The organism is Mycobacterium sp. DHQP2018-32-09 (assembly GCF_058148405.1).
Genome location: NZ_JBYVYK010000032.1, coordinates 1 through 14,647, shown reverse-complemented (window position 1 = coordinate 14,647; position 14,647 = coordinate 1). Strand labels below are relative to the sequence as shown.

Below are 14,647 nucleotides of genomic sequence, written 5' to 3'. Positions count from 1 at the left end.
TACGCTAGCGTGCGGCTGCGCACGGTGAATCGGGCGGCTGGGGCAACGCCCGAGGCGCGGACCAGCGAAGGGAGGCGCCGGAGTGAGCCAAACGGTGAACCAGGCAGAGGAGCCCGGCCGTGGGGCCGACGTCGCGAACGTGCGGGCCCACCGACTGCGCCCGATGCGCGGCCGCGATCCGCACGAGCGGCATCGCGTGGCCACACCGCTCGAGCTGCTGTTCGACCTGACGTTCGTCATCGCGTTCGGCATCGCCGCGTCCGAGCTGGCGCACATGCTGGCCGCGGGCCACGTCGGCGTGGGGATCGTGGCCTTCCTGTTCGCGACGTTCGCGGTGTGTCTGGCGTGGATCAACTTCACCTGGTTCGCCTCGGCGTACGACACCGACGACTGGGTGTATCGGCTGCTGACCATGCTGCAGATGGTGGGAGTGCTGATCCTGGCGCTCGGGATCCCGCCGTTCTACGCGTCGATCGAGCATGGCGCACACCTCGACAACAATCTGCTGGTCGCCGGTTACGTGGTGATGCGGATTGCGTTGGTGGCGCAGTGGTTGCGCGTGGCGAGGCAGCACCCGGAGGGCAGGCCGGCCGCCCTGAGTTACGCGACGGCCATCATGGTGGTGCAGGTCGGGTGGATCGCCACCATCGTCCTGCATCTGTCGGTGGTCGCGGGCCTCGTCGTGTTCGTGGTGCTGGGGCTGGCGGAGTTGACCGTGCCGTGGTTCGCCGAGACCCGCCGCGGCGGTACCCCGTGGCATCCCCATCACATCGCCGAGCGGTACGGGCTGTTGGCGATCATCGCCCTCGGCGAGGGTGTGGTCGGCACGGTGGCGTCGCTCACCGCGGTGGTCTCCGAGCAGGGGTGGTCGGCCGACGCGGTGATGCTGGTCGCGGCGGGTACGGGTCTGACGTTCGGGATGTGGTGGATCTACTTCTCGGTGCCTGCCGCAGACCTGTTGCATGGTCATCGCGAGCGTTCGTTCACCTTTGGCTACCTTCACATCCCGGTCTATGGGGCGATCGTCGCGACCGGCGCCGGGCTGCATGCCGCGGCCTACTACGTCGAGGGGCATTCGGAGATCGGGGCGGTGGGCACGGTGTTCTCGGTGGTGGTGCCGGTGGCCGTCTACGTCGCCCTGGTCTTCGTGATGTACGGGTTCATGACCCGTACCCGCAGCGTGGTGCACCTGCTGTTGGCGCTGCTGACGGCGGCCGTCCTCGCCGTCGCGGTCGGGTGTGCCATGGCAGGCGTGCCCATGGCGGCGTGCCTGCTCGTCGCGACCGCGGCCCCCGCGGTCAGCGTCGTGGGGTTCGAGGCGATCGGTCGACGCGCCGTCGCGGCGTGATGCGTCGACCCCCTGACGCCAAAGCGGTTGCATCCGAACGCTACTGCCCGGCGGTATGTTGATCCGACACCGATGCGCCCCGCGCGGCAAGGAGTGTGGCAATGACCCGGATGCTCGACGAACTCGGTTACTACCTGCTGGCCGGTGCGGGCGGTGACGGCCCGGCCGCCCTGGTCGACGAAGCGCGCCACGGAGAGGACATGGGCTTCGGCACCGCATTCATCTCCGAGCGGTGGAACGTCAAGGAGGCGGCCTCGCTCGTCGGCGCCGCGTGCGCCGTCACCGACCGCATGCAGATCGCCACGGCCGCAACCAATCACAACACCCGGCATCCTCTGATCATCGGATCGTGGGCGACCACGATGCACCGGCTGTCCGGTGGCCGCTTCACCCTCGGCATCGGCCGCGGCATCGCCACGATCTACCAGGCTTTCGGCGTACCACCGGTGACCACCGCCGCCATGGAGGACTTCGTTCACGTCATGCGGAGGCTCTGGCGCGGTGAGGTGGTGCTCGACCACGACGGCCCGCTGGGCAAGTACCCGGTGTTGTTCCTCGACGCCGGCTTTCGCGAAGAGATCCGGTTGGCCCTCGTGGCGTTCGGGCCCCAGACGCTCGCCCTCGGCGGCCGTGCGTTCGACGACGTGATCCTGCACACCTACTTCACCCCGGAGACACTGCAGCGCGCGGTGCGCACCGTGAAGGACGCGGCCGAGCGGGCGGGCCGGGACCCGGCCGCGGTCCGGGTGTGGTCGTGCCTGGCCACGGTGGGCGACCACCTGCCCGAAGAGGTGCGGCTGAAGAAGACCGTGGCCCGGCTCGCCACCTATCTGCAGGGCTACGGCGACCTGCTGGTGCGGACGAACGGCTGGGACCCGGCCGTCCTGACGCGGTTCCGCGAGGACGCGGTGGTGCGGTCGATCGGGGGCGGCATCGACCACGTGGCCACCGCCGAGCAGATCGAACACGTCGCCACGCTGATCCCCGACGAGTGGCTGGAACCCGCCGCCACCGGATCGCCCGCCCGGTGCGCCGCCCGGGTGCGTGAGGAGTTCGACCACGGCGCCGACGCCGTCATCATGCACGGCGCCACCCCTGCCGAACTCGCACCGGTCGTCGCCGAGTACCGCGCGGGCGACCGGTAGCGTCAGCGCGGTTCGAACGACTCCAGCAGCGAACGGTCGTCACCGTCGCCAGGGGACAATCCCTGCTGCGTGCGCAGCAGCCGCCGCGCCTTGCGGCGCGTGATCAGGATGCCGATCACGGCGACGGTCCACACGACGTACTGCGCGGCCCAGGCAGTCCGGAACGAGTCGAACGAGTAGCCGCCCATGGCGTCGAGAATCGCGCCCATGGCCTGCATGACCAGCAGTGCCGCGAGGAACCCGCCCATGTTCACCATGCCCTGCGCCGTGCCGAGGATGGCACTCGGATTGAACGTACGGGCGAAGTCGAACCCGACCATCGAGCCGGGACCACCCACCGAGATCACCACGACGAGCACCGTCAGCAGCCACAGTGGCGCGCGGTCGGGAAGTGCCAACACCACGGTCCACGCGATGGCACTACCCGCGATGATCGCCAACACGAACCACGACCGCCGGTGCGGGAACCGCGCGGTGAGCAACCCCAGCGAGATCCCGGCCGCGATCGCGGTCGCCACCGAGACCGTCAGGAGCCCGCCCGCGACGGCAGCGGACTGCCTCTGCGCCACGGTCACGTAGGGCACACCCCACATCAACGCGAACACCGTCACCGAGAACTGCGTGCCCATGTGGGTGAAGAAGCCGAGCCGGGTGCCCGGCCGCAGCCACACCGTCTTGACGCTCGCCAGGGTGGCGCGCACGGTCATGGTCTCGGCCGTGACCACCCGGCCGTGGGGAGTGTCGCGCACCAGCGCGAGCACCAGCACCGTCGCCAGCACGCCGAACGAGGCCACCGACACGTACGCCGTCGCCCAGCCGGCGCCGCTCAGCACGGCGAGGAAGGGCAATGCCGAGAGCACCTGTCCGAGCTGACCGCAGATGCCCGTCAGCTGGGTCAGCAGCGGCACGCGGGCCGGCGGGAACCAGTGCGGCACCAACCGCAGGACGGAGATGAACGTCGCGGCGTCGCCCAGTCCCACGATGGCGCGGGCGCCGATGGCCAACGGCAGCGACGACGTCAGTGCCATGGTCAACTGCCCCGTGGCCATCAACGTGCCGCCTGCGACGATCAACACCCGCGAGCCATACCGATCCAGCAGGACGCCGGCGGGGACCTGGGCGCACGCGTACACGACCACCTGCAGCACGACGAAGGTCGAGAGCAGGGCCGGGCCCGCCGCGAACCGGTCGGCGGCAGCCAGGCCGGACACCCCCAGCGTCGTGCGATCGAGCACGGCGATGACGTAGGCGAGCAGGCCCGTCACCCAGATGATCCACGGACGCACGGATGGATCGTCGCGCACCGCGGCCCCGGTGCGCGAATCACCGCGACGACGTCACTCGCGGCGAGTTCGCTGAAATCTCGATCCGACGTCGAGCGACGACGATGCGCGACTGGTCGCGGGGCAGTAGTCGGCGTCTACACTGTGTGCAGCAATGGTTGCCGACGGGCACGTCGGGAAATCGAGCCGGACGCGGAGGTGACGGGATGACGGACTACCGGCTGGACGACCTGGCCGCCCTCTCCGGCGTCAGCGCGCGCAACATCCGCGCCTATCGCGAACGCGGTCTGCTCGACCCGCCGCGCCGCGAAGGACGTTCGGCGTTCTACGGCGACCACCACCTGGGACAGCTGCACGCCATCACGCGGCTGCTCGGCCGCGGGTTCAGCACCGCCCACATCGCGGAGTTCATCGCCGGTGTACGCGGTGGCCACGATCTGAGCGTCGTGCTGGGGCTGGCCGATGGGGTGTTCGCCGTCGCCCCCCGGGGCGCACCCGAGCCCAGCGGCCTGGATCCCGCAGGCGCGGAGGTGCGGCGGCTCCGGCAACTGGGGTTGGCCGACGTCGTCGACGGCGCGGTGGTGTTCAGCAACCGGGCGCTCGCCGACGTCGTGGCCGCGGCCCGTGATCCGGTGGCCGCCGTGCGGGCCGTGCTCGAGGTCGCCGACGTGGTGGCCGACCGCAGCAAGTCCGCGCACGCCCAGGCCCCGGCACCCTAGACCCTGGTGCCCGCGGGATCCCCGCCGAAGCGCTGTGCCAACCACACCGGTACCACCGCCACCAGCGTCAACGCGGCGGCCACCACGTTGATCACCGGAGCCTGGTTGGGCCGGAACAGGTTTCCGAAGATCCAGATCGGCAGGGTCTGCACGGAGGCCCCGGCCGTGAACGTCGTCACCACCACCTCGTCGAAGCTCAGCGCGAAGGCCAAGATCGCGCCGGCGACGAGCGAGCCCCGCATCATCGGGAAGGTGACGTAGCGAAACGTCTGCCACGTCGACGCCCCCAGATCGGCGGATGCGTCCTCCAGGTTCGTCCCGAGTCGCCGCAGCCGGGCCTGGGTGTTGTTGAACACGATGACGATGCAGAACGTCGCGTGCCCGACGATGACCGTGGCGAGGCCGAGCGTGAGACCCAGCGCCGAGGTGAACGTGGCATTGAGCGCGATGCCGGTCACGATGCCGGGCAGCGTGATCGGCAGGACGACGAGGAAGCTGACGGTGTTGCGCCCGAAGAACTCGAAGCGCTGCACGGCGAACGCGGCCATGGTGCCCAGCACCAGGGCCAGCGCCGTCGCGGCCAGCCCGACGAGAACGGAGTTGCCCAGCGACGTCCACATGCCCTCGCTGTTCATCGCCGCCCGCCACCACTGCAGCGTGAATCCGTCCGGGGGGAACGCGAACGTCTTGGAGGCGTTGAACGCGTTGATCACGACGAGGATGAGCGGCGCGTACAGGAACGCCAGCACCAACAGGGTCCAGGCGCGCAGGGCACGCCGGGCGGGGCGACCGAGCATCAGACGTTCTCCAAGGCGCCGGTCCTGCGCATGGCGAACAGGTAGACGACGATGGCCAACAGCGGGATCATCGACAGCGCGGCCGCCAGCGGTTGGTTGTTCGCCGTCACCAGCTGGCCGTAGATCACGTTGCCCAGCAGCTGGCTCTTGCCGCCGACGATGGTCACGGCGATGTAGTCGCCGAGCGACAGTGAGAACGTGAAGATCGAACCGGCCGCGATTCCGGGAAACACCATGGGGGCCATCACCATCCGCATGGTCGACCAGTCCGAGGCGCCGAGGTCGGCACTGGCGTCCAACAGCGCGTCGGGCAACCGGTCGAAGGCGGCGAACACCGGGATGATCATGTAGGGCAGCCAGAGGTAGGTCAGCGTGACGACGGTGGCGACCAACCCGTAACCGGGGGAGTATCCGGTGGCCCAGTGCAGCGGTCCCTCGGGGGACAGCAGCATGCGCCACGCGTAGGCCTTGACCAGATAGCTGGCCCACAGCGGGGTGGTCACCGCCACCACGAGCACCAACCGCATCCGCGGTCTGGCCACCTTGGCCATGAACAGCGCCAACGGCACCGCCAGCACGGCGCACAGCACGGTCACCAGCAGCGCCACGCCGATGGTGCGCAGCGTGACGGCGCGGAACAACGCGTCGGTGAACGCGCGCACCACGTTGGCGGTGGTCACCTCGTGGATCACCGCGCCGGTGAACGAACTGCGTGTCCAGAACGCCGAGACCAGAAGGACGGCAATCGAACCCAGATAGGCCACACCCAACCAGGCGAGCGGCGGGGCCAACAGGACGGCCAAGGCCACCCTGCGGCCCAGCCGCACCGGGCGTGACGCGGCTGCGGGTGCGGCCGTCGTCACCCCTTGATCTGCTGCCACTTGTCGACCCACTCGTCGTAGGTCGTGCAGTCGTCGCCCTTGCCGTCGACGCATTGCTGCTGCGGCGTCGTCCAGTAGTGAATCTGATCCGCGTACTGCGAGTCGGTGGCATGGAAGATGTCGCAGAAGTCCTTCTGCGCGGTGAACTCACACGCCTTGGTCTGCGCCGGCGCCTCGCCGAAGTACTCGGCGACCTGGGCGTTGACCTTGGGGGAGGTGATCCAGTCCATCCACTTGTACATGCAGTTGGGGTGAGCCGCCTTGGCCGCCACCATCCAGGTGTCCGACCATCCCGTCGAACCCTCCTTGGGCAGCACGGTGTTCACCTGCACCTTGTTGTCCGAACCGATGGTGTTCGCGATGACCTGCCACGAGGTTCCGATGACCGACGTCCCCGACTCGAAGGCCTGCACCTCCTTGGTGTAGTCCGACCAGTACTCACCGATGTTCTCGCGCTGCGCCTTGAGCAGGTCGACGGCGGCGTCCAACTGCTCGGAGTTCAGCGAATACGGATCCTCGATCTTCAACTCCGGCTTGGTCTTCGACAGGAAGAGGGCGGCATCGGCGATGTAGATCGGGGAGTCGTAGGCGGTCACCTTGCCCTTGTACTTGCCCGCGTCGGTGAACACCGCACTCCACGAGTTCGGGGCGTCGGTGACGACCTGGGTGTTGTACATCAGCAGGTTCGCGCCCCACCCGTGGGGGATGCCGTACATCTGGCCGCCGACCGAATTCCACGACCGGTCCTTCAGGAACGGTGCAATGGTCTCGTAGTTCGGCACCAGCGACGTGTTGACCGGCGCGACGTCGCCGCCGTAGATCAGCCGCAGCGTGGCGTCACCCGACGCCGAGACCCCGTCGTACTGGCCGGTTCTCATCAACTGCACCATCTCGTCGGACGTATTGCCGATCTTGACGTTGACCTTGCAGCCCGTCTGCTGTTCGAACGGCGTCACCCAGTTCACGTTGGCGTCGTTGGACCCGTTCTCGGCGTAGCCGGCCCACGCGATGAGGTTCAGCTCACCCTCGGTCTGCCCCACCGACTGTGCCTGCGGCACCTCGGGCGGCTTCTCGCCGCCCCCGCCGCCCCCGCCGTCGGAGGACCCCGAACAGGCGGCCACGACCGCCGCGCAGGCCGTCAACGCGAAGCACGTCCGGATGGCTCGGGTCTTCATGAACTCTCCTTGGGATCGATGGACAGGTCGTGCACGGCGTCGTCGCGCCAGGCGAGCGTCACGGGCATGCCGTGTGCGAGTTCGGTGGGCAGTGCCGACGCCGCGCTCAGGACCGTCGCGGTGATCGTCATGCCGGGTGCGGTGACGGCGGCGACGCGGGTGGTGGCACCGGAGTAGATGACCTCCGCGACGGTCGCCTGGGCGGTGCGGGTGCCGGGCGCGGGCGCCTCACCGGCCGTCAGCACCGAGATGCGTTCGGGTCGGATGGCGTAGGCCCCGTCGCGACCCAGCAGCGTGTGCGCGGCGGCGCCGTCGAACACGTTCGACGTGCCGACGAAGTCGGCGACGAACCGGTTGACGGGCCGCTCGTAGACGTCGTGGGCGCCGCCGACCTGCTCGATGCGGCCGTCGTTGAACACCGCGAGACGGTCGCACAGCGTCAACGCCTCGTCCTGGTCGTGCGTGACGATCACGAACGTGATGCCGACCTCGCGCTGGATCGCCTTCAGTTCGACCTGCATCTGCTCGCGCAGTTTGAGGTCGAGCGCGCCGAGCGGCTCGTCGAGCAACAGCACCTTGGGGCGCCCGACCAGTGCGCGGGCCAGGGCGACGCGCTGGCGCTGCCCTCCGGAGAGCTGCGCGGGCTTGCGCGGACCGAAGTCTGCGAGCCGCACCATGTCGAGTGCCTCGGACGTGCGGGCACGCCGCTCCGACCGTCCGACGCCCTTCACCTTCAGGCCGTACTCGACGTTCTGGGCGACGGTCATGTGCGGGAACAGGGCGTAGTCCTGGAAGACGGTGTTGACGTCGCGATCCCGGGCACCCACGCCGGTCACGTCCCGGCCGCCCAGCAGGATCGTGCCCGCGGTGGGTTCCTCGAACCCCGCGATCATCCGCAGCACCGTCGTCTTGCCCGATCCGGAGGGGCCGAGGATCGCGAACAGCTCGCCGTCGTACACGGTCAGATCGGCGCCGTGGACCGCGACGGTCTCGGACCCGGCCGAGCCGGCGCCGCGGTCCTTGAACACCTTGCGCACCCCGCGCAACTCGATCTGCGGTGGGGCGACGGGCGCGGTCGCGGGATTCCGTGGCGCTGCGGCCCGTCCGGAAGGCATGGCTGATCCTATGAATTCATCCGCCGGAGTGCAGCGAAGTCGCGGATTCCGCAACGCCTTCGTAATCGGGCGCGGGTTTCCGCAGATCGCGTCACAGTGTCTCCTCAGCTGGGTCTCCTCAGCCGGGTCTCCTCAGCCGGGGCTCCTCGGCCGGGTCCCGCCGCCGACCCGCGCACCCGCTGGGGACCGACGGCGGCAAGACGGGGTGGTGCGGGTGCGGACGGTGCGGACGGTGCGGACGGACGGTGTGCACGGTCTGGACGGTGGGGACGGTGTGGACGCGCCGCACCTCCGGCGGCCCGGGACCCGTTCAGGGCGCCGAAACTTACCGATCAGTAAGTACGCTCAGCAAACTTTCGTGGCCGTAGGGGGTGAGCGGGTAGACACCGGCGGCAGCACTGTCGCGTCCGTCGCGACGCTTTGGCGTTCATGACGGACTCGAAAATTGAACATAACGATTCGATAACGGAACTGCCGTGATCTGCGTCGTTAGGGCTACTCGACCGTAACCATCCGCCAACAGGACATTTGTCCCGGAAGTTTCGCGACGGTTCTGAACGGCGCGTTACCCAATTCCCGGTTACCCGAGCGTAGAACTCGCCAGTAACCATTTAGGGCCCGAAACTGAGTCCGTCTCTTATGACACTCTTACTGGGGCTGACCCGTACGCCAGACTCGCCGCGCGCGAGCCCGGAGCGCGTCCCCAACGCCGATCCGCGACGTTCGCAGACCGGCGGAGTCAGCCAGATTCGACGCCGAATCGCCCACCTCGCGGAGCAGCGAGGCCCACAGCCGAGACGAATGCCGCAGATCAGCGACACGCGCACCAGCGCAAGAGGAGATGGCAAGACGTGACGATCAACGAACACGACCGGATCACCGCAGGCCGCGACGCCGACACGCGGTCGGCCGCCACCCACGGCGCCCACGCCTTGGTCGACCTCCTCAACGCCGGTGAGCCCTACGCCGTCGCCTTCGGTGGACAGGGTGGCAACTGGCTCGAGAACCTCGAGGAGCTGATCAGCTCGGCGGGCATCGAGTCCGAACTCAGCGAGGTCGTCGGCGAGGCCGCACTGCTGCTGGAGCCCGTCGCCCGCGAACTCGTCGTCGTGCGCCCCGTCGGCTTCGAACCCATGCAGTGGGTGCGCGCGCTGGCCGCCGAGGAGCCGCTGCCCACCGCCAAGCAACTCACCACGGCCGCCATCTCCGGCCCGGGCATCCTGCTGGCACAGATGGCCGCCATCCGCGCCGTGTCGCGCCAGGGTCTCGATCTGCAGGGCACGCCGCCGGTGGCCATGGCCGGCCACTCGCAGGGCATCGTCGCGGTCGAATCGCTCAAAGCGGCCGGCGCCCGCGACGCCGAACTGCTGGCCCTGCTGCAGCTGATCGGGGCGGCCGGCTCGCTGGTCTCCCGACGACGCGGCATGGTGGGCCGCGGCGACAAGTCGCCGATGGTGTCGGTCACCAACGCCGAGCCCGACCGCATCGCCGAACTCCTCGAGGACTTCTCGAAGGACGTCCGCACGGTGCTCCCGCCCGTGCTGTCCATCCGCAACGGACGGCGTTCGGTGGTCATCACCGGCACGCCCGAGCAGCTGGCCCGCTTCGAGCTGTACTGCAGCAAGATCACCGAGAAGGAAGAGGCCGAGCGCAAGAACAAGACCCGCGGTGGCGCCGTCTTCGCGCCGGTCTTCAACGGCATCCAGGTCGAGGTCGGCTTCCACACCCCGCGCCTGGCCGACGGCGTCGAGGTCGTCGACCGCTGGGCCGCCCGCACCGGCATCGACCCCGAGCTGGCCCACCACTTCACCGAGTCGATCTTCGTCAAGCCCATCGACTGGGTGGCCGAGGTCGAGCGCCTGCACGACGCCGGCGCCAAGTGGATCATCGACCTGGGCCCCAGCGACACCCTCACGCGTCTCACGGCGCCCGTGATCCGCGGCCTCGGCGTCGGCATCGTGCCCGCCGCCACCCGCGCGGGCCAGCGCAACCTGTTCACCGTCGGCGCCGCCCCCGAGGTGCCGCCCGCGTGGTCGAGCTACGCCCCGTCCACCGTCACCCTGCCCGACGGTTCGGTGAAGCTGTCCACCAAGTTCACCCGCCTCACCGGGCGCTCGCCGATCCTGCTGGCCGGCATGACGCCCACCACCGTCGACGCCAAGATCGTCGCTGCGGCCGCCAACGCCGGTCACTGGGCCGAGCTCGCCGGTGGCGGCCAGGTCACCGAGCCGATCTTCGACGCCCGCATCGAGGAGCTGACCCAGCTGCTCGAACCCGGCCGCGCCATCCAGTTCAACTCGCTGTTCCTCGATCCCTACCTGTGGAAGCTGCAGCTGGGCGGCAAGCGCCTGGTGCAGCGCGCCCGCCAGTCCGGTGCCCCCATCGACGGCGTCGTCGTCACCGCGGGCATCCCCGAACTCGAGGAGGCCGTCGCCCTCATCGAGGAACTCAACGGCATCGGCATCACACACGTGTGCTTCAAGCCCGGCACGGTCGATCAGATCAAGTCGGTCATCAAGATCGCCGCCGAGGTGCCCGACCGCGAGATCATCGTGCACATCGAGGGCGGCCGCGCCGGCGGTCACCACTCCTGGGAAGACCTCGACGACCTCCTCGTCAGCACCTACGGCGACCTGCGCCGCACGCCCAACCTGACCATCTGCGTCGGCGGTGGCATCGGCACGCCCGAGCGGGCCGCCGAGTACCTGTCGGGGCGCTGGGCCACGGAGTACGGCTTCCCGCTCATGCCGGTCGACGGCATCCTGGTGGGTACCGCCGCCATGGCGACGCTCGAGGCCACCACCTCGCCCGCGGTCAAGCAGATGCTGGTCGAGACCACCGGCACCGACACCTGGGTGGGCGCAGGACGGGCCCAGGGTGGCATGGCCTCCGGGCGCAGCCAGCTCGGTGCCGACATCCACGAGATCGACAACGCGGCATCGCGCTGCGGCCGCCTGCTCGACGAGGTCGCCGGCGACGGGGACGCCGTCGCCGCGCGCCGCGACGAGATCATCGCCGCCATGGCCGTCACCGCCAAGCCGTACTTCGGCGACGTCGCCGAGATGACGTTCCTGGAATGGCTGAACCGCTACGTGGAACTGGCCATCGGCGACGGCTCCAGCACCGCCGACACCAAGAAGACGGGCTCGCCCTGGCTCGACGTCAGCTGGCGTGACCGGTTCGAGGAGATGCTCAAGCGCACCGAGGCGCGCCTGCACCCCGCCGACTCGGGTCCCATCCCCACGCTGTTCGGCGCCGACGCCGAGGGCGAGGCGCTGCTGGAGGACCCGCAGCGGGCCATCGGCGCCCTGCTCGAGCGCTATCCCGACGCCGCGACCGTCAAGCTGCACCCCGCCGACGTCCCGTTCTTCATCACGCTGTGCAAGACGCTCGGCAAGCCCGTCAACTTCGTCCCCGTCATCGACAAGGACGTGCGTCGCTGGTGGCGCAGCGACTCCCTGTGGCAGGCCCACGACGCCCGCTACACCGCCGACCAGGTGTGCATCATCCCGGGCACCCAGGCCGTCGCGGGCATCACCCGCGTCGACGAGCCCGTCGGTGAGCTGCTGGACCGCTTCGAGAAGGCGGCCATCGACGACGTCGTGGCCGCGGGCGGCCAGCCCGTACCAGTGGTCTCGCGCCGGCAGGCGCGCGCCGACGTCACCGGCCCCCTCGCGGTCGTGCTCGACTCGCCCGACGTGCTGTGGGCGGGGCGCACCGCGATCAACCCCGTGCACCGCATCGGCGCGCCCAGCGAATGGCAGGTCAACCAGAACCGCAGCGCGACCCACCCGTCGACGGGTGCGAGGTTGGAGCTGACCGGGGAGGCTCGGCAGGCAGGAGCGGAGCGACCCGGGGAAGGCGCTGCGGCGGTGACGCTGAGCGTGCCGCTGTCGGACATCTGGATCACCATCAAGTTCACGCTGCCGACGGCGACCGTCGACGGTGGCATGCCCGTGGTGACCACCGAGGACGCCTCGGAGGCCATGCGGTCGGTGCTCGCGATCGCCGCGAACGTCGAAGGGCCGGAAGCGCTTCCGCGTGTGGAGAATGACTCGACCACGGTCACCGTGGCGTGGGATCCGGAAGAGGTCGCCGATCACACCGGCGTCACCGCGACGTTCGGCGCCCCGCTGGCGCCCGGCCTGACGCTGGTGCCCGACGCGCTGGTCGGCAGCTGCTGGCCCGCCGTGTTCTCCGTCATCGGGTCGGCCACCACGGAGGCGGGCTTCCCCGTCGTCGAGGGCCTGCTGAGCCTGGTCCACCTGGACCACGCCGCGCACCTGCTGGCGCCGCTGCCCAAGGACAAGGCCGAATTGACGGTCACCGCAACGGCTTCCGCGGCGACCGACACCGAATACGGCCGCGTCATCCCGGTCGCGGTGACCATCGCCGACCCCACGGGTCAGGTGGTCGCCGAGTTGCACGAGCGGTTCGCGATCCGCGGCCGCAGCGGCAGCGCCGAACTGGCCGATCCGCCGCGCGCCGGCGGTGCCATCACCGACAACGCCACCGAGACTCCGCGCCGGCGGCGCCGTGACGTCACCGTCACCGCGCCCACCGACATGAGTGCGTTCGCGGTGGTCTCCGGTGACCACAACCCGATCCACACCGACCGCGCCGCCGCGCTGCTGGCGGGTCTCAAGACGCCCATCGTGCACGGCATGTGGCTCTCGGCCGCGGCGCAGCACGTCGTCACGGCCACCGACGGCCGGGCCACCCCGCCCGCCCGCCTGGTCGGCTGGACGTCACGCTTCCTGGGCATGGTGCTGCCCGGCGACGAGATCGACTTCCGCGTCGACCGCGTCGGCATCGACCGCGGCGCCGAGATCATCGAGGTCAGCGCCAAGGTCGACGGTGAACTGGTGATGGCTGCCACCGCGCAGCTGGCCGCGCCCAAGACCGTCTACGCGTTCCCCGGTCAGGGCATCCAGCACAAGGGCATGGGCATGGAGGTCCGCGCCCGCAGCAAGGCCGCCCGCAAGATCTGGGACACCGCCGACAAGTTCACGCGGGAGACGCTGGGCTTCTCCGTGCTGCACGTCGTGCGCGACAACCCGACCAGCCTGATCGCGTCGGGCGTGCACTACCACCACCCCGAGGGCGTGCTGTACCTGACGCAGTTCACCCAGGTCGCCATGGCGACGGTGGCGGCGGCTCAGGTTGCCGAGATGCGCGAGCAGGGGGCGTTCGTCGAGGGCGCCATCGCGTGTGGCCACTCCGTCGGCGAGTACACGGCACTGGCGTGCGTGTCGGGCGTGTACCAGCTCGAGGCGCTCCTGGAGGTCGTGTTCCACCGCGGCTCCAAGATGCACGACATCGTGCCGCGCGACGAGAACGGCCGGTCCAACTACCGGCTGGCCGCCATCCGGCCCTCGCAGATCGACCTCGACGACGACGACGTCACCGACTTCGTCGCCGAGATCTCCGAGCGCACCGGCGAATTCCTGCAGATCGTGAACTTCAACCTGCGCGGCTCGCAATACGCCATCGCCGGCACCGTGCGCGGTCTGGAGGCCCTCGAGGAGGAGATCGAGCGGCGCCGCGAGATCAGCGGCGGCAAGCGGTCGTTCATCCTGGTGCCCGGCATCGACGTGCCGTTCCACTCCGAGGTGCTGCGCGTCGGCGTCGCCGACTTCCGCCGCTCGCTGGAGCGCGTCATGCCGCGCGACCAGGATCCGGAGCTGATCGTGGGGCGCTACATCCCCAACCTGGTGCCACGGCCGTTCACGCTCGACCGTGACTTCATCCAGGAGATCCGCGACCTGGTCCCGGCCGAGCCGCTCGACGAGATCCTGGCCGACTACGACACCTGGCGCAACGAGCGTCCGTCGGAGCTGATGCGCAAGGTCGTGATCGAGTTGCTGGCATGGCAGTTCGCCAGTCCGGTGCGCTGGATCGAGACGCAGGACCTGCTCTTCATCGAGGAGGCCGCAGGCGGTCTGGGCATCGAGCGCTTCGTCGAGATCGGCGTGAAGTCGGCGCCGACCGTCGCGGGCCTGGCGACCAACACGCTCAAGCTGCCGGAGTACTCGCATAGCACCGTCGAGGTGCTCAACTCCGAGCGCGACGCGGCGGTGCTGTTCGCCACCGACACCGACCCGGAGCCGGAGGCCGACGACGTCGCAGCCGCGCCGAGCGGGGCCGCCCCGGCAGCCGCGGCCACACCCGCGGCAGCCCCTGC

At 69.6% G+C, this 14,647-nt stretch carries 9 protein-coding genes; 4 read left to right on the top strand and 5 right to left on the bottom strand.

Annotated features, from left to right (window positions below):
• Nucleotides 1-163 precede the first annotated feature (163 nt).
• The gene (locus AC30CM_RS16410; RefSeq protein WP_490118011.1) at nucleotides 164-1,348 is read left to right on the top strand and encodes a low temperature requirement protein A; all 1,185 of its coding nucleotides are present in this window, start codon (nucleotides 164-166) and stop codon (nucleotides 1,346-1,348) included.
• 101 nt (nucleotides 1,349-1,449) lie between these two features.
• On the top strand, nucleotides 1,450-2,493 hold the full coding sequence (locus AC30CM_RS16405; RefSeq protein WP_490117961.1) for a TIGR03857 family LLM class F420-dependent oxidoreductase: 1,044 nt from the start codon (nucleotides 1,450-1,452) through the stop codon (nucleotides 2,491-2,493).
• A gap of 2 nt (nucleotides 2,494-2,495) precedes the next feature.
• Here AC30CM_RS16405 and AC30CM_RS16400 read toward each other — a convergent pair whose 3' ends face one another.
• Nucleotides 2,496-3,779, bottom strand: a complete 1,284-nt coding sequence (locus tag AC30CM_RS16400) for an MFS transporter (RefSeq protein ID WP_490117960.1) — start codon at nucleotides 3,777-3,779, stop codon at nucleotides 2,496-2,498.
• Nucleotides 3,780-3,982: 203 nt separating this feature from the next.
• On the opposite strand from AC30CM_RS16400, the gene AC30CM_RS16395 reads away from it, so the two are divergent.
• The gene (locus AC30CM_RS16395; RefSeq protein ID WP_490117959.1) at nucleotides 3,983-4,495 is read left to right on the top strand and encodes a MerR family transcriptional regulator; all 513 of its coding nucleotides are present in this window, start codon (nucleotides 3,983-3,985) and stop codon (nucleotides 4,493-4,495) included.
• Here AC30CM_RS16395 and AC30CM_RS16390 read toward each other — a convergent pair.
• From AC30CM_RS16390 to AC30CM_RS16375, 4 genes are read right to left on the bottom strand one after another with little or no spacing between them, the layout of a single operon-like run.
• Entirely contained in the window at nucleotides 4,492-5,292 is an 801-nt protein-coding gene (locus AC30CM_RS16390) for an ABC transporter permease (RefSeq protein WP_490117958.1), read from the bottom strand. The genes AC30CM_RS16395 and AC30CM_RS16390 overlap by 4 nt on opposite strands.
• Nucleotides 5,292-6,173, bottom strand: coding sequence for an ABC transporter permease (locus AC30CM_RS16385; protein ID WP_490117957.1), 882 nt, complete (start codon nucleotides 6,171-6,173; stop codon nucleotides 5,292-5,294). Before AC30CM_RS16385 ends, AC30CM_RS16390 begins: the two co-directional genes overlap by 1 nt.
• Entirely contained in the window at nucleotides 6,152-7,348 is a 1,197-nt protein-coding gene (locus AC30CM_RS16380) for an ABC transporter substrate-binding protein (protein WP_490117956.1), read from the bottom strand. The genes AC30CM_RS16385 and AC30CM_RS16380 overlap by 22 nt, the downstream gene beginning before the upstream one ends.
• Nucleotides 7,345-8,463 (bottom strand): ABC transporter ATP-binding protein, encoded by a 1,119-nt coding sequence (locus tag AC30CM_RS16375; RefSeq protein WP_490117955.1) that lies wholly within the window; start codon nucleotides 8,461-8,463, stop codon nucleotides 7,345-7,347. Before AC30CM_RS16375 ends, AC30CM_RS16380 begins: the two co-directional genes overlap by 4 nt.
• A gap of 851 nt (nucleotides 8,464-9,314) precedes the next feature.
• On the opposite strand from AC30CM_RS16375, the gene AC30CM_RS16370 reads away from it, so the two are divergent.
• Nucleotides 9,315-14,647: fatty acid synthase subunit beta domain-containing protein (locus AC30CM_RS16370; RefSeq protein WP_490117954.1), on the top strand; the 5,333-nt coding region annotated here is incomplete at its 3' end.